The 19,662-nt window shown below is 65.3% G+C and carries 6 protein-coding genes; 3 read left to right on the forward strand and 3 right to left on the reverse strand.

Annotated features, from left to right (window positions below; genetic code table 11):
• Positions 1 to 11: 11 nt before the first annotated feature.
• The 3 genes from AC3IQ7_RS24920 to AC3IQ7_RS24930 all read left to right on the forward strand — a co-directional run bounded on the left by AC3IQ7_RS24920 (position 12) and on the right by AC3IQ7_RS24930 (position 5,404).
• Positions 12 to 1,175, forward strand: a complete 1,164-nt coding sequence (locus AC3IQ7_RS24920) for an efflux RND transporter periplasmic adaptor subunit (RefSeq protein WP_099378095.1) — start codon at positions 12 to 14, stop codon at positions 1,173 to 1,175.
• Positions 1,176 to 1,184: 9 nt separating this feature from the next.
• The gene (locus AC3IQ7_RS24925; protein WP_099378096.1) at positions 1,185 to 4,301 is read left to right on the forward strand and encodes an efflux RND transporter permease subunit; all 3,117 of its coding nucleotides are present in this window, start codon (positions 1,185 to 1,187) and stop codon (positions 4,299 to 4,301) included.
• Positions 4,302 to 4,432: 131 nt separating this feature from the next.
• Positions 4,433 to 5,404 carry a hypothetical protein gene (locus tag AC3IQ7_RS24930; RefSeq protein WP_322426280.1) on the forward strand — a complete coding sequence of 324 codons (972 nt, stop codon included), beginning with the start codon at positions 4,433 to 4,435 and terminating at the stop codon, positions 5,402 to 5,404.
• 19 nt (positions 5,405 to 5,423) lie between these two features.
• On the opposite strand, the gene AC3IQ7_RS24935 is transcribed toward AC3IQ7_RS24930, so the two are convergent.
• The 3 genes from AC3IQ7_RS24935 to AC3IQ7_RS24945 all read right to left on the reverse strand — a co-directional run bounded on the left by AC3IQ7_RS24935 (position 5,424) and on the right by AC3IQ7_RS24945 (position 19,433).
• Positions 5,424 to 6,164, reverse strand: coding sequence for a hypothetical protein (locus tag AC3IQ7_RS24935; RefSeq protein WP_489207587.1), 741 nt, complete (start codon positions 6,162 to 6,164; stop codon positions 5,424 to 5,426).
• A 166-nt stretch (positions 6,165 to 6,330) separates the two neighbouring features.
• On the reverse strand, positions 6,331 to 10,779 hold the full coding sequence (locus AC3IQ7_RS24940) for an OmpA family protein (RefSeq protein ID WP_489207588.1): 4,449 nt from the start codon (positions 10,777 to 10,779) through the stop codon (positions 6,331 to 6,333).
• Positions 10,780 to 10,793: 14 nt separating this feature from the next.
• Positions 10,794 to 19,433 (reverse strand): SdrD B-like domain-containing protein, encoded by an 8,640-nt coding sequence (locus tag AC3IQ7_RS24945; protein WP_489207589.1) that lies wholly within the window; start codon positions 19,431 to 19,433, stop codon positions 10,794 to 10,796.
• Between the last annotated feature and the right edge of the window lie 229 nt (positions 19,434 to 19,662).

The raw sequence follows: 19,662 nt of genomic DNA on the forward strand, positions 1-19,662 counted from the left end.
GATACGACAACATGAAAAAAATGACCTTGAAACCGATGGCGCTCGCCCTTGCCGCCCTTTGCGTTGTGCTGGGTGCCGGCGTGGCCCTGTACTCCCCGTCCTCCACGGCGGCAGATGACGCCAAGGATAAGAACGCGGCGCAAAAGCCGGCGCTCACCGTCACCACGGCCAAGCCGCAAACGGCCAACCTGCCCATCAAGCTGCAGGCGAACGGCAACGTGGCCGCCTGGCAGGAAGCCGTCATCGGCAGCGAATCGAACGGCTTGCGCCTGACCGACGTGCGCGTGAATGTCGGCGACGTCGTGCGCGCCGGCCAGGTGCTGGCCGTGTTCTCGAACGACACGGTGAACGCCGACGTGGCGCAGGCGAAGGCCGCCGTGCTGGAGGCGGAAGCGAATGCCGCGGAAGCAGCCGCCAACGCACAGCGCGCCCGCTCGCTGCAAAGCACGGGCGCCATCAGCGCGCAGCAGATCAGCCAGTACCTGACGGCAGAGCAGACGGCCAACGCGCGCATCGCCTCGACCAAGGCGCAGTTGGCGTCACAGCAGCTGCGCCTGAAATACACGCAGGTGGTGGCGCCCGACAGCGGCATCATCTCCTCGCGCTCGGCTACCGTGGGGTCGGTGGTGGGCGCCGGCACGGAATTGTTCCGCATGATCCGCCAGGGCCGCCTCGAATGGCGCGCCGAAGTGACGGCCACTGAATTACTGAACCTGAAAGCGGGTACCCTGGCGCAGGTCAAGGCCGCCAACGGCAGCACTTTGACGGGAAAGGTGCGCATGATTGCCCCTACCGTCGACCCGCAGACGCGTTCCGCCCTCGTGTATGTCGACCTGCCGGCCAGCACCGGCAACAATGCACCGTTCAAGGCCGGCATGTACGCCAGCGGCGAATTTGAGCTGGGCACCTCGGGCGCGCTGACGGTGCCGCAGCAGGCGATTGCCGTGCGCGATGGCTTCAGTTATGTCTTCCGCCTCAATGCCGACCAGCGGGTCAGCCAGATCAAGGTGCAGGCCGGACGGCGCCTGAGCGACCGCATTGAAATCCTGGGCGGCATCACGGCCGACACGACGATTGTCGTCAGCGGCGCCGGCTTCCTCAATGACGGCGACCTGGTACGCAATGTGCAAAACCTGGTTGCAGCAGCTGCCAAGCCAGCCACGGCGAAAAAGTAAGGAGAGGCCATGAATTTTTCCTCCCTCTCGATCAAGAATCCGATCCCGGCCATCATGCTGTTCGTGCTGCTGACCCTGGCCGGTCTGCTGGCCTACAAGGCCAATCCGGTACAGGATTTCCCTGACATCGAACTGCCCATCGTCACCGTCAGCGCGGTGCTGCCCGGCGCCGCGCCGGCCCAGCTGGAAACGGAAGTGGCGCGCAAGATCGAAGACTCCGTCGCCACCCTGCAAGGCGTGAAAAACATCTACACCAAGGTGCTCGATGGCGTCGTCACGGTCACCGTGGAATTCATCCTGGAAAAGCAGATCGCCGAAGCCGTCAACGATGTGCGCGACGCCGTCGCGCGCGTGAAAGCGGACATGCCGGCCGAGCTGCGCGACCCCACCGTCACCAAGGCTTCCACGGCCGGGCGCGTGGTGCTGACCTTTATCGCCACGGCGAAAGGGGGCGTGGACAATCCGCTCGACGCGCCCGACCTGTCCTGGTTTGTCGACAATACGGTGGCCAAGCGCCTCTTGACCGTACCCGGCGTGGGCGCCGTCACCCGCGTGGGCGGCGTCTACCGCGAGATCCAGGTGGAACTCGATGAAGCGCGCATGGCCGCATTGAAAGTGTCGGCCCTCGACGTCTCGCGCCAGCTGCGCCTGGTGCAGCGCGAAGCGCCTGGCGGCCGGGGCGACATCAGCGGCGCCGAGCAATCAGTGCGCACCATCGCCACCGTCAAGACGGCCGATGAACTGTCGCGCGTGGAAGTACCGCTGCCGGACGGCCGCCATGTGCGCCTGGACCAGGTGGCCACCGTGCGCGACACGATCGCCGAACCGCGCGCGCTGGCCGAGCAGGATGGCAAGACGGTCGTCGCCTTTGAAGTGTTCCGCACCAAGGGCGCCAGTGAAGTGGCCGTCGCCAAGGGCGCACGCGATGCCATCGCCGACCTGCAGAAGGAAAACCCGAATGTGGTACTGCAGCAGTCGATCGACAATGCCTTCCCCGTCGAGGAAAACTTCGACGGCTCGATGGAGCTGCTGTACGAAGGCGCGCTGCTGGCCGTGCTGGTGGTGTGGTGGTTCCTGCGCGACTGGCGCGCCACCCTGGTGGCCGCCGCTGCCCTGCCCCTGTCCGTGATGCCGGCCTTCCTCGGCATCTACTGGTTCGGCTACACGCTCAATACCGTCACCCTGCTGTCGCTGGCCCTGGTCGTCGGCGTGCTGGTCGACGACGCCATCGTGGAAATCGAAAACATCGAGCGCCATCTGCGCATGGGCAAGTCGCCAATGGAAGCGGCCATGGAAGCGGCCGACGAAATCGGCATGGCGGTGATCGCCACCACCTTCGCGCTGGTGGCCGTGTTCCTGCCAACGGCCTTCATGAGCGGCATTCCCGGCCTGTTCTTCAAGCAGTTCGGCTGGACGGCCGTGCTGGCCGTGCTGGCGTCTCTGGTGGTGGCGCGCCTGCTCACGCCGATGATGGCCGCCTACATATTGAAACCGCTGCCGCACAAGGAAGAGCAGGATGGCTGGCTGATGACGCGCTACCTGACGGTCATGCGCTGGTGCCTGAACCACCGCGGCATCACGGCCATCGCCGCAGCCCTGTTCTTTGTCGGCGCCATCGCGCTCGTGCCGCTGCTGCCGACCGGTTTCGTGCCGGCCGCCGACCGCGCGCAGACGCAAATCAACCTGGAACTGCCGCCCGGCTCCACCCTGGGTGAAACGCAGGCCGTGGCAGCATTGGCGCGCGATGCGGCCATGCGCACGCCTGGCATCCAGGGCGTCTTCAGTTCGATAGGCGGCGGCTCCAGCGGCGACGCCTTCGCCCCCGGCGCGGCAGCCGAGGCGCGCCGCGCCGTGCTGACCCTGACCACCGTGCACCGCACGGAGCGCAAGGAATCGATGGCTGGCCTGGAAACGCAGTTGCGCAACAAGCTCGATACGATTCCCGGCGCCCGCTTCACGGTGGGACCGCCCGACACGGGCGTCAAGATGCAGCTGGTGCTGCGCTCGGAAGATCCGGTGGCTTTGACGGCGGCGGCGCAAAAAGTCGAGCGCGAACTGCGCGGCCTGAAAGGCATCGGCAACGTCAATTCCAGCGCCTCGCTGGTGCGACCGGAAATCATCGTGCGCCCCGATTTCGCCAAGGCGGCCGACCTGGGCGTGACGGCGGCGGCCATCGGCGAAACGGTGCGCGTGGCCACGGCCGGCGACTACGACACGGACCTGACGAAAATGAACCTGCCCGAGCGGCAAGTGCCGATCCGCGTCAAGCTGCCCAACAGCGTGCGCGCCGACCTGGCCGCCATCGAGCGCCTGACGGTGCCCGGCAAGAATGGTCCCGTGCGCCTTGCGAACGTGGCCACGGTAACGATGGAAAGCGGCCCGGCACAGATCGACCGCCTGAACCGCAGCCGCAACGTGACGCTGGACGTGGAACTCGGTTCGCGCACCCTCGGTGAACTGAACGAAGAAGCGCGCGCGCTGCCGTCGATGAAGAATCTGCCGCCATCCGTGAAGATCGCCGAGCTGGGCGACGCGCAGGAAATGGCCTCGCTGTTCGCCAGCTTCGGCCTGGCCATGCTGATCGGCGTGCTGTGCATCTACTGTGTGCTGGTGCTGCTGTTCAAGGACTTCATGCAGCCGGTAACCATCCTGGCGGCGCTGCCGCTGTCGATCGGCGGCGCCTTCGTGGCGCTGCTGATCACGGGCAGCGCCCTGTCGATGCCGTCGATGATCGGTCTGATCATGCTGATGGGGATCGTCACCAAGAACTCGATCCTGCTGGTCGACTATGCGATCCTGGCGCGCCAGGCGGGCATGAACCGCTTCGATGCGCTGGTCGACGCCTGTCACAAGCGCAGCCGCCCCATCCTGATGACGACGATCGCCATGGGCGCCGGCATGATGCCGCTGGCACTGGGCTGGGGCGCCGACCCCAGCTTCCGTTCGCCGATGGCCATTACCGTGATCGGCGGCCTGATCACGTCGACCTTACTCAGCCTGCTGGTGGTGCCGGCCGTGTTCACCTACATCGACGACCTGGAGCACCTGCTCAAGCGCGGCATGGCGAAACTGCGCCGCCAGAAGGCGCCGCTGCGGCGCGATGACAAGGTGGCGCTGGAAAAATAAGCGCCGCCACTGTTTGCAAAATCGCCCCCTGTGGGCAAGGAAGCGAAGGACCGGCCGTCAGGCCGCGCTCCCTCGCTTCCATCTATCTGGCATACTGCGCCCATTCTCCATGAACGCAATCTGCCCTGCCTATGAATTACCGCACCCCGCTCGTCCTGCTACTGGTATCCGCACTGCTCGGCGCCTGCTCGGACAAGACCGCCCCCGCCAGCGCCGACGTGGCAGCTGACGTCGTAACCGAGGTCCCCGCGGCCGCTGACGATGCCGCATCGGCCGAACACGTGCCGCCGCCGGCCGCCACGGCGCCAAGAACGGAAGCGATGAACACGCCGCAGGCGCGCGAACTCGAAGTGGGCATGATGCGCGCCGTCTTCGGCAAGGACTATCGCAGCGACAGCGACGATGCGCTGGCCGACCTGTCCGATCCGGACAAGCACGTCGACAGACTCAGTTACGTGGTCAGCGCCGTCAGCCACAAGCTGCTGCCCGATGGCCGCGCCATCCTGGTGGCGAATGCGGAAACGGCCAACACGGAAGGCACGGCCGAATCGGCGCATGCCTCGTCGGGACTGTTGAATGTGTTTTTCCTCGCGCCCAAGGGCCAGCCGGAAGACGGCCAGTGGCAAGTCGTGAAACGGCTGGAAAACATTGCCGCCCTCGGTTCGTCGGGCCAACTCGGCGAAGTCCACTGGGTCATGCTGGGCGCGAACAAGCCGGGACTGGCGATCCGCCATGGCTACACGGGCCAGGGCTACACCATCACGCAACTGGCCCTGTTTGAAATCGGCGACGGCAAGGTGACCGCGCTTGATGGCGGAATCGACCTGTACTCGGACAATATGGGCGCCTGCACGCCGGACATGGACGAGTGCTGGATGGTCAGCGGTAATTGGCGCTTCGCCACGGCGCGCAATGGCGGCGCCTACGACGACCTGCTGATCGATTTCAAGGGCGCCTCCGAGAAGATCAAGCCCGGCGTCACAGTCAAGCCGGATGAAGACCCGCCGCGCATTGCCACACCGTTGAACGGCCACGCGCGCTATGGCTTCGATGGCAAGGGATACAAACTGGTCGAGGGCAAGAACACGGTGCCTGGCGTCTGAGCCAGGCACCGGCAAAAAATCAGCGGCGCGCCTTCTCCAGGCGCACCAGCAGCGGCGCATACATGGCACGCGTATGGCTGCTCCAGCGGTCCATGGCGCTGTCGATATCGAGCAGCAGGCGGTCCGACAATACCTTGTCACCCTGCTGCAGCGCCCAGATCGCACACTCGGCGCGGCATTCGAAGCTGTTGTAGCGCGTCAGCGCGTCGTCGAATTCCGCCTTCGCTTCCACCTGGCGCCCGCTTTGCGCCAGCGCACGCGCCGTCAGCAGGGACACCATCTCGGGACGGAATTGGATATCCGTGCGGCGAATGAACTCCAGGTGCGTTAGCGCTTCGGCACCCCGCTCGCACTCCAGGTAGGCGCGTGCCGCACCCAGGCGAATTTCCAGGTCCGAGGAAAACGCGCCCCGCAGGCAGGCTTCATACGTCGATGCCGCTTCCTGCGCATCGCCCGCTTCCAGCTGCGCGCTGGCCAGGCGCATCTGGTTTTGGGCCGTCGGCGTGTACTCGAAGGCGGCCTTCGCCTCGCGCAATTCGCGGTTCGGATCGAGCACCTGCACGGCCACCGAAGCGACCTTGCGCGCGCCTTGCGGCAGGCGCGAATTGGGCAAATAGATGGCGAAGAAATACACCACGCTGCCCAACAGCGGGAACATGAATAAAATGAGCAGCCAGTACAGCTGCTGCCCGTTGCGCACCACATGGATCGCAAAAAACAATGCGATCAGAATGTGGATGCCTATGCCAAAAATCGTCATGCTGCAACCTCGTTCGTGACGGGAGCCGCTGGCACCATGCCGCAGCTTTCCCTGGCTCAATATTACACCGGCCACCGCGGCAAGCTCGCCAGGGAGACACGCGAACGGCGAAAAAAAAGCAGGGCAGCCGCGAGACTGCCCTGCTTTCCTGGCGCGTCAATCGGCGTCAGAACGTGCTGATGGCGTTCAGGAACCAGCCCCGGCTGCGATACGACAAATCCGTCAAATCGTCCGAGAAGGTCGTGAAGTTGTAGCCGATGCCGATCTTGGCGTGCTTCGCCACATGCCGGTAGACGCCGATCAGGGCGCCGGCGCGTGCATCGCCCGCCTCGCGCGCCTTCAGCCTGCGCCCCTCGATCAGGGCGTCCCACTCCTTGACGATATGAATGTCGGCGCGCAGCACCAGCAATTCCGCGCGGCTGGAGAACCAGTCGCCTTGCGTCTTCGACGCCCGCAACTGGCCCGTGCGCACACCGAATTTCCCGCCCACCGACAGCCATGGCCTGACGTCATACGTCGTATCGACATTCAGGATATGGCTTTTCTGCGTGTAATCGAGCACCCCGCCCGTGACGCCGTCAACCTGGCCTGGCGATGGCAGGTTGTAAAAGTACGTGTACTTGAACAGGGTATTCCAGCGGTCGTTGTCGACCGGGCGATAGGCCGCTCCCGTCACGACTTCCGTGTAATCGCCATCGTAGAAGGCCCCCCGCGTGGAGCTGCTGCGCGACAGGTTGAATTTCCCCAGCAGGCGCCAATCGCGGTCCAGCTGGTAGCTCAGCGCATTACGTGTCAGCCACACCTTGCGGTGTTCGCTGTTCGCGTCCGTGGCGCAGCCGCCGTCAGCCGGCACGGTGGCGCAACTTCCATCGACCGTACCCAGCGACTTCGTGCGGTCGGTGCGGAACTCCAGCGCGCTGGAAAACTTCAGCCGCTCGTAGGCATACGCCGCCGTCAGGCCGATGGCGTCGCGCTTCAAGTCGCCCGACAGGGGGTTCGACAGCGTGCCCGTCTCGAACTTGATGCCCGTGGTCCAGCGCTCGGTGGGCGCCAGGTCCACGCCGAACGCGTGCGTCAGGCTTTGCGGCCCCGCGCCATTGCCCCAGCGGCTTTCCGCAAACAGGCCGGCCTTGTCGTTCAGGCGGTAGCGGCTGCCCGCCGTCAGCGTGGACTGGCGACCGCTGTAGTTCACATCCGGCGTTTCCGTCTCCATGCGGTAGTTCAGGTAAACGCTGCTGCGCTCATCCATCTGCATGTTGCCGAACAACTGGCCGCCCACGCCGCCGCTGCCGCCCGACGCTTCGGCCCCGAGGCGCAGGCGTTCGCTCACCTGGTAGGTGCCACCGAGTCCCGCGCGGTCATTCAGGGCGCGATTGCCGCTGCGCGACAAGGTATGCTGCACGAAACCGTACATGTCCCACGGCGCATACAGCAATCCTGCCACGCGCGCCGAGGCCACGCCGGAAGCGAGCGTGGTGTCGGGGCCATACTGCGGACCGCCAGCCATGCCCGCCTCGCGGCCCTGCGTCACCAGCTGGCCCGTGATGCCGCCTTCCAATCCCTGCTGCAGCGGTACGGCGCTCGACGCCGGCGTCCTTTCCAGCACGCCATCACGGGCTTGCTGGCCTTCCTGCAATGGCCGATAGTCGACGCGCAGCACGGCGTCGCTACGCCCGCCATCCTGGCTCAGGATGGCGCTGGCATTGTCCCCGCCAATCGCATTGTCGCGGCGGTCGTGCCGCAGGCCTGCCGACACGCCCCACTCCGCATCGAGCTTGTGGCGCAGTGCCGCTTCCACCGCGCGCGCATCCTGGCTGGTGGCCGTGCGGTCATCTGCCTTCAGCGACATTTCCGTGCGCTCGCCCAGTGGCAAGGTCGCAGCCAGGCCCGTTTGCCGCACGGCTTCGCCGTTCAGGGTCTGCATGCCCGGTCCCGCGTAGCCCGCTTCGCGGTCCTGCCAGTAGGCGGCGATACGGCCACGCGCCGCGCCGCCCAGGTCAGCAAGGTCCAGCGCACCGTCGAAACGCTTCGCGTTGGCCGGGCGTCCGCCCGCCGTCGTCTGGTTGAAATCAAAACCGCCGCTCGATGAACTGAGCACGCTGCTGGCGTCGCCACTGGAACGGGCTGCCTCGGCCTTGATCCAGGTGCCCGGCTTGTAGCGCAAGGTCAGGTCCAGCTCCTTGAGGGTCTGATCCGAACCCTGTTCGCCCTGGTGATAATTGCTGGCCCCGATGCGTACATGGTCGTTGAACCAGTGGCTGGCGCGCACCCCCACCGAGGTGCCGGAAATGGCGCTCAGGCCCGGCACGTATTCATATGTCGCCACCAGGTACACGGGATTGCCGCTCAGGCTTGCGCTTTGCACCAGCGCACCGCCATCGGCCACGGAGGACAGCGGCGAGCGCAAGGTCAGGCGTCCCTGCAGGTAGTTGATTTCATAATCCTGCGACGGCGTCAGCTGGATGCGTTCGATCACCAGGCCCGAATCCTTGTCGCGCACTTCCACCCACAGGCGTTCCGAACCCTGCGTCAGATCCAGGTGGCGCAGATAGTATTGCGAACCGCCCGTGCCGCGAAATTCCTCGCGCGACTGCAAGGTCCCCGGCGAAGCGGCAAAGGCGTTGACCGTGCTGGCCTTTTCGCCATGGCTGGTGCTGGCGGCGCCATTCCACAACAGGTTCGCGCCATACAGGCCACGGCTGTACTGTGCCAGTTCCGAGCCGCTCCAGGTGGTCTGGAAATTCCCCCACATGACGGAAGAATCGCCTTTTTCCAGGCGCACGTAAAAACGCCCCTGGGTTGGCGCATCGTCGACGGTGGTGCTGTCGTCGCCGTACACGGGATAGTATTTGTCCGGATCGATGCGGCGCAGCAGGTAGTTCGGATCCTTGCTCTGGAAGTTGTGGAACAGGTCGCGCAGCGGCTGCTCGCGCGTGTCGGCGCTGGCCGTCAGCAAATAGTCGCCCTTGATCTTGCCCTTCAAATAAAACGCGCCACGGCCATCGGCCCAGGTCTCGTTCTTATAGTGCTGCGTGTCGCCCGTGACCAGTTCCGCCGGCCCCTTGGTGCGGTCGCGGCCAATGGTCAGGTCGGCCAGCGCCACATAGAACCAGTCGCTGTCGGCGATGTTCAGGTTGCGGCGGAAGGTCATGCCGGCTCCGCTGCCATCCTTCACGGCCACCTCCACCGTATGCGGTCCAGGACGCATGATCTGGCGCATGGCGAACTTGCCGTTGGCGTCGACCGGCACGACCATGCCCAGCGCCGTCACCTGCTGGCCAGGCTTGATCTTCTCGCCGCTGATGGTGACGCTGCCGCCTGATGCATCGATATTGCGCAGGATCAGGCTCGATTCGCCCCAGCCGGCCAACGCTTCGCCACCGGCCTTCTTGCCCGGCGCTTCGGCCGGCACCGCATCGAGCAAGCGCAGTGGCTGCAGGCGCGTCTCGTCGAACTTGCCGCTGGCGTCGTACACGCGCAGCAGGTAGCCGATCTGCTCCGGCGCATCCGCCGGCGCCTGCCAGGCCGTGGCTTCGCCCATCGTCGCGGGCACGATGGCAAATGGCTGCTCCTGCGTGCTCTGTCCCTTGGCGAAAATGCGGATCTCGGCGCGCTGCTGGAAAAAAGCGTAGTTGGTATAGGTGCCAAAACGCACAGGCGCCTGGCGCTGCGCATGAGGCGCCGCCAGCCAGACATTCAAGGCCGGCGCAACGTTCAGGGGATCGTACTTGACCTGGATGTCGGAACGTTCCAGCGCCACGTCGACGCAGCGCTGGCGGTCCGCCTCCTGCTGCAGCGTATCGGTTTCCTGCACCACGCCGTCAATGCTGATGGAGAAGGCCGCATCGCGGTTGGCCAGCTGGCTGGCGACGGCACAATCGTCGACCAGTACTTCCGTCTCGATGCGCTTCGGCACTGCGGCGGCGACAGCCGGCAGTTCGACGGCTTCCTCGTACCAGGCACGGATTTCCGTGCGGCGGTTCTGCGCCATGCCTTGCGGCGTGGCGTTCGACGCGATTGCTTCGCTCTCGCCCTTGCCACTGGCGGCAAAGACCGCTGCCGGCAAGTCCAGTGCACGCATCAGATAGGCCGTGACGGCCAGCGCGCGCGCCTCCGACAGATGCTGGTTGGTCGGAAAAGTCGGCTTCAGCCAGGCAGCGATGCGCTGGTTGTCCGTATGCCCGATCACCTGCACGCGCACCTTCTGCTTGCCGCGCAAACGTGCGGCAAGCGCGTCAAGCCGGGCCATCGCGGCCGGCAGCAGCACATCGCGGCCGGACTCGAAGTTGGTGCCCGACAGCAGGTCGTCGAAGGTCACGCTCTGCTGCGCCGGCACGGCCGGCGGCACCGCTTCCAGGATCACGCGGCGCTCGGCGCGGCTCAGGCCGGACGGCGCCAGACCGCTGAAAGCCGACGACTCCTGCTCGCCGCTCGAGGGCTGCTGCGCCCCCATGCTGTGGCCCCGGTCCAGCATTTTTCCCCGCAGCGCGTGCTCATTTGCCTGTTGCGCGTGCGCGCCCAGACACACAAAGCCTATGCTGCCAAGCAAATACACGAGCCGCTTGGGGGCCGGGCTGGCCGCCGCTTTGAGGGTGCCTTGATTGCTAACGTTCATGGTCATTTTCGGTTTCATTGTGCGCCCTCGATCTCGATGACGAGGGGATATTCGTTTTGCAGTGCCTGCCAGCGCGCCTGCATCTCGCTTTCGATCGCCTTGCTGCGGCGCGCCGCCAGCGCGGCATCGCCGCCAGCGGCATACGCGATGCGCAGTACCGACGGCTTGGCGCGCAACTGGCTCACCAGTCCTTCGATGCGCCCGGCCCATTCCGCCTGCAAGGCCGTTTCGCCCGCAACGAATGCAGCGTCGCTCAACTCAAGACGTACTACCCGATGGATCGTGGCGCCAAAGTTCAGCTTGACCACCTTGCCTCGGGTCAGGCGCACATCGCGCGGATTTTCCGTGGTGACGCGGTAGCCGCTCGGCAGGGTGCGGTCGTCAAGCTTCATGACGAAGTTCGAGCCGCGGTCCGCATTCGGAATCGCCGGACAAGCCACGTGGAAACGTCCTTCCGCATCCGTCGTCACCAGCAAGCCGCGCGCCGTCGCCATGCGCACGCCGGCAATGCCCGCTTCGCCTTCATCCTGGTAGCCATTCGCGTTCTGGTCGTCGAACACCTTGCCGATGATGTCGGGACAATCGAAGGTGGCATCCGGCACCACGCGCACCGTGGCAGTAGCCAGGTTGGAAATACGCGTCTCGCCCGTCGCTGCCCAGGCCTGGTTGACGTATTCGCCATCGCCAACGCCGCTGCCCACCATCAGCATCAGCTTGTAGGTCTTCTTCTCCTTCGGCGCGAAACCGCTTTCTTTCCAGCGCAGGCTGCGGCCATCGACGACAGGTTCCGCCGGCACGCCATTGCGGGTAGCACTGCCGACGCGGTACTTGAAGCCGGCCGGTATCAAATCGCGCACCTCCATCGCCCCCAGCGTCGCCGCCTGGGGATTGCTGGCCGTGATCGTGTACGGCACCAGGTCGCCGCGCGTGACGTTCAGCATCGGTGTCGTCTTCGTCACCATGATGCTGTCGCTGCCCAGCGGATCGAGCGGAATATGGTTGTTCAGGATCGGTGCCGAACCGCCATTCGTGATGACAAAGCTCAGGTAATACTGCGTGGTCCTGGCGCCTCCGGCGATCAGTCCCGTGCAGTTATTCGGATCGAGTTCCATCTTCGTCGACAATGCCGGCGCCAGCTCGCTGGCCTGGATAAAGGCCGGATCGGGCACCAGGCCCACTGTCAATGGTCCCTTGCAGGCCGGCAGGCTGCCGGATGGCGCCAGCAGGTAGTTCGCCGGAGCTATCACGCTCAGCGTATACACGCCGCTGGGGAAGCCGTTCTGCAGCAGGAACTGGTACATGCCGTCGCTGCCTACGGTTTGCGTCTGCTCGGCTACCCCACCGACCAGGTGCGCGGCGCTGTCGAAACCGGCAGGGCCGCTGATCGACACCACGGCGCCAGCCACCGGCTTGCGCGTCACGGAGTCGTACACCACGCCGGCAGGATCAAGCGGCAGATTCTGCTCGACGACACGGTCGCCGTCGCGCAAGGTCAGGTTGCTGATGCGGCTGCCACCTGGCACCACCTCGCCTTCGCCCCCCGTCGAAACGGGCACATTCGGCATGTTGTTGCCATCCTTGAGGAAGGTGATCGCATAGCCGGAACCCGTCGGCAAGCCACTTGCCTCGTAGCCGGGGCAATGCAGGTTGTCGAACTGGTAGAAGCCTTTCTCGTCCGTGATGGCGCGGCAGATCAATTTGCCTTCCTGGTGCAATTCGGCCGTCCAGCCAGCCACGCCAGCCTGGCTGCCGTCGAGCGGACGCACACGGCTGCCGTCGTGGTTCAGCCATACGTAGCCGTTGATGATGGGCGGCTTCAATTGCGGTATGCCCTTCTCGCCGAACAAATAGCCGCGCATGTCGTCGCCCGCCGCCAGCTTGATGCCGGTGATCGTATCCTTGTTGCCCACGCCGACAGGCTTGCTGGCGTTGGCCGTACCAACCGACCCTGGCAGCACTACCGTCTTGCCGTCCACATAGCCGGCCGGCTGCGTTTCCGTCAGGGTGTAGCCGGCGGCGTCGCTGACTGGCACCGTATCGAACAGATAGCTGCCGTCGGCACCGGTCACCACGCTCAGTTTGACCGGCTTGCCATCGACGGAAGTGCCGCTCAGGACCACCGTCACGCCGGCAATGCCTTGCTCGCCTTCGTTGCGAACGCCGTCGTTATTCAGGTCCGCATACACCACGCCACCGAGCTTGCCCAGCATATGGCGTTCGCCAAACAGATAGCCGCTCGCCTGCGTCGCCACTGGCAGCACGATGTCGCCGATCGTGTTGTGTTCTGGCGCCGCGCCGAAGCTGGCGTTATTCACCTTGCCGCCGGCGCTACCGGCCGTTTCGCGGCCGTCGAGATACACGGCAGGCTGGCTTTCCAGCAGGCTGTAGGTACCGGCAGGCAGGCCGTCGAAGCGGTAGCTGCCATCGGTTCCGGTCACCACCGTACGGCTAAAACCGTTCGCGCCGCGCAAGGTGATTTCAATCTCGGCGATGCCTGCTTCACCCGCGTCCATGGCGCCGTTGTCGTTCAGGTCGCGATACACGAAACCCCGCAACGACGACACCTGTTCGCGGAAATCATAGCCGCTGCCATTGCCCTGTGGCGGCAGGATGATGCCGCTGATGACATCGACCACGCCGTTGCCGACCGGCTTGCCGTTGACGCTGCCGACAGAAGTACCCGTCGCACCCGGATAATTCCCCAGGCCGGCCGGTTGCGTTTCAGTGACCGTGTAGCCGCCCGGACCCGATGGATACAGGCCAGGGAAAGTGTAACTGCCATCGGCGGCCGTGACGACGCTGACATTGACCGGCTTGCCGTGGCCGTCGATGCCGCTCAGCGTCAGGCTCACGCCCTGCAAGCCTTCGCCCTTCTCGTAGCTGCCGTTGTCGTTCGCATCGCCGTACACGCGGCCGGAAATACTCGCCGCCAGCAGTTCGCCGAAGTCAAAACGCGTATGGCTCTTCGACGCATCGAATGGAATGCGCGCGATGGCGTTGGCCATGCCGATGTCACAGGCAGGATTGGCGCAGGATGCGGCGCCGTCGATCAGGCCCTTGCGCTGGCGTCCGTCCAGATAGGCAGTAGGCTGCGTTTCCACCAGCGTATAGCCGGCCGCATTCGCGTTCGGCAGATCGCGGAAGCTGTAGCTGCCGTCGGCCGCCGTGATGGCCGTGCGCTTGACCGGCGTGACGCCATCGCGGGCGATGCCGGACAGGCTGATGGTAACGCCGGCGATGCCTGCGGTTTCACCCGCATCGCGTACGCCATTATCGTTGGCGTCGACGTAGACGGCGCCGCTGATGGCGCCTGTCTTCTCGCAGAAATCGTAGCCCGTCAACTGTGCGCCCGGTGCGAGCGCGATGGCGCTGACCACGTTGGCCACGCTGGCATTGCCGCCGCCATTGCCGGCAGCCTGGCCCGCATCGGCGTAATTGACCGGCTGCGTCTGTGTCACGGTATAGCTGCCGGCAAGCAGGCCGTCGAAATGGTAGGCGCCGTTGGCATCGGTGAGCACCGTCACCGGACCGCCTGTACCGCCGGTCAGTGTCAGTGTCACGCCCGTCAATGGCGTGTCGCCGCTGCTGGCCGCACCATTGCCATCCACATCGAGGTAGACCTTGCCGGCGATGCTGCCCGTCAGTTCGCCAAAATTGTAATCGCGCGCGCTACCGCCGTTCGGCAGCACGACGCCGCTGAACTGGTCGAAGCGGGGCGCGCTGCCGCCGATGCGTCCTGTCGCGACACCGTTCACAGTACCCACGCTTTCCGCGCCATCGAGGTAGGCGGCAGGCTGGATTTCCACAACGGCATAGCCGTTGCTGTCGCTTTGCGGCAGGCCCGTGAAGCGATAGCCGCCGTCGGCCGCCGTTTGCAGCGTGCACAAGGCAGGCACGATCACGCTGCAGACATCGAAGCCGTCAGCCGTGGTGCCCGACAACGTGACCGTCACGCCGGCGATGCCCGTCTCGCCCGCATCCTTGCGGCCATTGCGGTTCGCATCGATATACACGTAACCGGACAGCGACTGCGCCACGCCGCCCGCCGCGCCTGGCGCCTGGCCGAAATGGTAGCCCGTCGCCGTGGCACCGGGCAGCAGCACGATGGCGCCGGCAGTGCGGATCGCCGCACCCGGCACGCCGGTACCAGGCACGCGCACGGCGCCGTCGATCAGGCCACCCAGGCTGCCAGCCTGCGCACCCGTGTGATACAGGCTGGCCGGCGGCGTGACCGTCACGGCATAGCCGGCGGCGTCGCTCGGCGCCAGGCCGGCAATCAGGTAACTGCCATCCGCGCCCGTCTGGAAGGTACAGCTCGGCACTGCACTGCCTGGACAGACTGGATGACCGAGATGGTCGTTGCCGCTCAAGGTCAGCGTGACGCCGGCCACGCCCGTGCTTTCGCCACCCTGGCGCACCGCATCGCGGTTGTTGTCCATGTAGACGCTGCCGGCAATCGACGCCAACGCCAGTTCGCCGAAATTGCGCTCGGTGTAGGTGAGGCCCGGTTCGATGCTGCCGACGACGATGCCTTCCGGCGCCGCGCGGCCCGCGCTGTTGGCCACGACATTGCCGGCACCGTTCTGCTCCTTGCCATCCGCATAGCCGGCAGGCTGGGACAGTTCGGTGACCGTGTAGGATTCTCCCAGCCGGCTTGGCGGGACATTGGTGAAACTGTATTTGCCATTGGCGTCGGTGGTGGCCGTGCAGGCACTGCCCATCGCGGCGCACACGTCGGCGCCCCAGAAGGTTATGCCGGAGAGCTTCACCTGCACGCCGGCGATGCCATTTTCGCCCGCCTCGCGCACGCCGTTATTGTTCTTGTCGGCGTACACGTAGCCGCTGATGGCCGCATGCGCGTATTCCTGGAACAGGTAGCCGGTCGCCGCCGTATTCGGCGCCAGCACGATCTGGCCGATGGTGTTGTGCGCCGCGCTGGCGGAACAGTTGGCGCCGCCGTCGCAGCTGGCCGGTGGCGGCGTGCCACCGGCCGTGCCGGCGACTTCAAACAGGTCGGCGTAGCTGGCCGGCTGTGTCTCGACGAGGGTGTAGCCGCCGGCCGCGGAGCGCGGCAGGCGGTCAAACAGGAAGTCGCCGCTGCTGGTACCGAGGGTCAGCGGTGCGCCCGCCGTGCCGATATCGTTGCCCCAGAAATCCTGGCCGTACAGCGAGAACGTCACGCTGCTGGTGATTTTTTCACCGGCATCCATGCTGTTGCTGCGGTTTGCATCGTTATAGACGGAGCCGGCGATGCTCGACTTGACGATCTGCACATCGACGCTGGAACTGTTGTTGCCTGCATTCGGATCGCGCGAGGTGCCCGGCGTCGGCACGATGCTGGCCGTATTCGTGATATTGCTGGCGAACGGTCCCGCATAGGCCGGGTATGGCGCCTTCACGGGGATGGTGATGCTGACCAGATTGGCCGAGTCGGCTGCGCCCGATGCAATCGGCAGCACGCCCAGCGTGCAGGTCACGGTGACCGGCGAACCGCTGCTGACGCAATTGTTCAAGGTCAGCGGAGCGCCCGAGCCGAGGCGTGCCGTCGGCGCGCCCGTCAGCACGAAACCGGCCGGCAGCACGTCGGTGACGACCGTGCTGGCCGCCAGGGCGGGACCCAGATTCCCCACCACCAGGGTGTAGGTGAAGGGCTGGTTGATGCTGAACGGCGAGGCGGGCGAAACGGTTTTCGACACCAGCATCAGATCGGTCTTCGGCAGCACGGTGGTGGTTTCTTCCACCACGTTGTTCGTCGCCAGCTTGTCGCCGGCAAACGGCGCCGCCCCCGTTTCCAGCGATTCGACGCTGGCATTGATCTTGTAGGTGATCGATCCCAGCGGCGCATTGCTGACGGGACCCGTATCGAATTTCAGGCCGAACACGCGGCTGGCGCCACTGGCCAAGGTGCTGCCAGCGGATGAGCTAGCCAGGTAGCACACCAGGTTCGAGCCCGCGCCGCCTGGCTGGCTGCACGAGGCGCCGGCCGGCAAGGTGCTGCCGGCGGCATTCCACAGCATGGTATACGGCACGGCCGCGCCGTTTTGCGGCGGTGGCACGGGAGCCACGACCAGCTTCAGGCCGGTGGCCAGCGAAGGGCCATTATTTTGCACGCTGACCTGGTACACCAGCGCATCGCCGAACGGGCTCTGTTCGTAGCCCGTATCGACGGCCGACACGCTCAGGTCCAGCTCCTTGCTGATCACGGTGACCGTGGTGCTGCTGCTGTCGTTGGCCGCATTGCTGTCGTCGGTCGTGGTGCTGATGGTGGCGCTGCTGACATAGGTCGCGTCGAGCGCATCGGGGTACGGGAACACGGGAATGACCGAGAAAATCAGCTGGCGCGTCTCGCCATCGCCGAGCCCAAAGGTCCGGCATTCGATGCCGGACTGTCCCGCATAGGGCGCGCCGGTGAAGGCAGGCACCAGCGTGCATTGCGCAGCGCTGCCCGCGATGCTGGCCGAGCCGGCCACAAAGCTCATGCGCGCCGGATCGATGACCTGGCGCAGTACCACATTGGCGGCGCTGCTGGGTCCATTGTTGCGGATCGAGGTGGTGTACACCAGCGGCACGCCGACGCGCACGGGGTTCGGCGCACCGGACATCGCCGTGACGCCGACATCGGCCCGCGGCACGACGGTGACGGTGGCGCCGGAGCTGTTATTGGCCGCATTGGTGTCGATGGCATCGGGACTCGATACCGTGGCGGTATTGAGCAAGGCACCGTCCTTCAATGGGCGGTTGAGCGTGATGGTGATGGTGCGCGATGCACCACTGCCCAGGTTCAGCAGCGTGCAAGTGACGGTTGAAGCAAAGCTGCAGCTTTCGCCCGCGCCGCTGCCGGCCAGCGCGACGCTGCCACCCGTGGTGCCGCTGCTACCGTTGTACCAATGCGGCAAGGCGTCGACCACCTTGACGGTCGGAGCGCTGTCCGGGCCGGCATTGCTGACCACCAGGGTATAGCTGAAAGTATTCGACGCGGCCGGCAAGCTGGCCAGGGACGCCGTCTTGACGATGGCCAGGTCGACGTTCAGCGGCGTCGATGTGACGCTGGCGGTGGCGCAATTGCCCGTGCTCGCATTGTCCGGCGGCTGGTGCGCCGACCCGGCGGCCATGCCGGTACAGGCAGTATTGCTCAAGGTGCCAGCAAAACCGGCTTGCGCGCGCGTGGTCAGAACCAGGGCAGGCAGTTTTGCGCCGCGCGCCAGGCTGCCGCTGATCGTGTAGTGACAGGTGACCAGTTGTCCGGCCACGCTGCAGGTCCAGCCGGCGCCGCTGGCGCTGACGTAGCTTTCTTGCGGCGACAAGGTATCGGTTACGGTCACGGTGCCGCTGGCGGCACTGGTGGAGGTGTTCGCATTGGTGACCGTGATGGTATTGCTGATCAGGCCATTGGCCGCGACCAGCCCCGGCGACTTGCTCTTGGTCAGGGTCAGGTGGGCGAATGGCGCGACGATGGTGTAGGTGGCCGAGGCGGGATTGTTCAAGCCATCGAGCGGGGCGCTGCGCGCCACGTCCACCACATTCGCGCCGCCCGTCGCACCTGCGGCGACGGTCAGCGGAATCAGGAACTTGGAGGAGGTGACGCCATGCGCCAGCGCGCCGATACTGCAGATAATCGTCTGGCCCGCCTTGGCGCAGCCAGCCGGCAAGGTGCCGATGGTGAAATCGCTGGACACCGTCGTCTTCACGGTGACGCCGCTGGCATCCTGCGTGCCGCTATTGACAGCCCACAGGTTCAGGCTGACCGCCTCGCCCGCCGTCAACGAGCTCAGGCCGCTGGCGTTCGATACCAGGGTTTCCTTGGCATCGAGGTCGGTGCCCGGCTTGACCGTGACGATGACCTGGCTGGGTCCATTATTGCCGTCTTCCGGATCACCGGTCTGCAAGTCGCTGGAGGCCACCGACGCACCGTTGGTGATGGTGCCGGCGATGCTCTTCACGATGCGTCCGCCGATCGTGATTGGGGGAGCCTGCTGTCCGACGCCGATGGCCGCGCCGCTGTAAGTACAGGTCAGCACGGTGCCCGAACGGGCGCATGCCCAGCCGGCGCCTGATGCCGACGCGTAGGTAAAATCCGCGCTGGCCGGCAAGTTGTACGTGACCTTGAATTGCGATGCGCTATCCGGACCGGCATTCGCCACGTCCACCTGGTAGCCCACCGTTGCGCCAGCCGCTGCCGTACAGGCTGCGGGGCAGCCGCTCAAGCCGGTCGTGCCGCTGGCGGCCACGCTCAGGTCCGCGCCCTTGATGACTGTGACCGTTTTGATCGAATCGTTGTTGAAGCTGTTGCCGTCCGTGTCCACGTTGGCAAAAGACACGCTGGCCTTCGTGACCACGGCGGAAGCCGCCGAGCCGGTGCCGCTGAAGTTTACTGTCCAGTTCGCTGTCTTGCCCAGTCCGCTGCGCGTGCAATTGAGCAATTGCGGACTGCCCGCCAGATTGAAGGCGCAACCGGCCGGCGCCGTGCTCGATGCAAAACTCACATTGGCAGGCAGTTCCACCGCCAGGCGCACGGTGCCCGTCGCATCGACCAGGTCCTCATTGTTCGTCACGACCACCGAAAAGCTGGCCTTGCCGCCGCGCGGCACGGGATCCGGCGTTTGCAGATAGGCGGAAACGGATAAGTCGATGGTCGCCGCCGATGCCGTTCCCACCCCGCCAAGGGTACAGAAACAGACGATCAGCCATAGCAAGCGCTGCAGGAGAGCGCGCGGCCCTCCCCGCTTGCAAGAGATCAGACAGGAGAAGATAGTTCGCAAAAAGGAGGACATAGGCATGGCAGTCATCAGGGGGTTGTGCGGTGTACTGCAACGGCACTTCCGGCCCAGAAAAAATAGCGAACAGCCTGTTTTTTCACCCTGCTGGCATGACAAGGCGGCACGA

The sequence above is a fragment of the Janthinobacterium sp. GL_088 genome (assembly GCF_057837845.1).

Excerpts from the sequence above, each read along its gene's own strand:
- AC3IQ7_RS24925 (WP_099378096.1), top strand. The coding sequence starts at position 1,185 with ATGAATTTTTCCTCCCTCTCGATCAAGAATCCGATCCCGGCCATCATG.
- AC3IQ7_RS24940 (WP_489207588.1), bottom strand. The coding sequence starts at position 10,779 with ATGAACGTTAGCAATCAAGGCACCCTCAAAGCGGCGGCCAGCCCGGCC.
- AC3IQ7_RS24920 (WP_099378095.1), top strand. The coding sequence starts at position 12 with ATGAAAAAAATGACCTTGAAACCGATGGCGCTCGCCCTTGCCGCCCTT.
- AC3IQ7_RS24935 (WP_489207587.1), bottom strand. The coding sequence starts at position 6,164 with ATGACGATTTTTGGCATAGGCATCCACATTCTGATCGCATTGTTTTTT.
- AC3IQ7_RS24930 (WP_322426280.1), top strand. The coding sequence starts at position 4,433 with ATGAATTACCGCACCCCGCTCGTCCTGCTACTGGTATCCGCACTGCTC.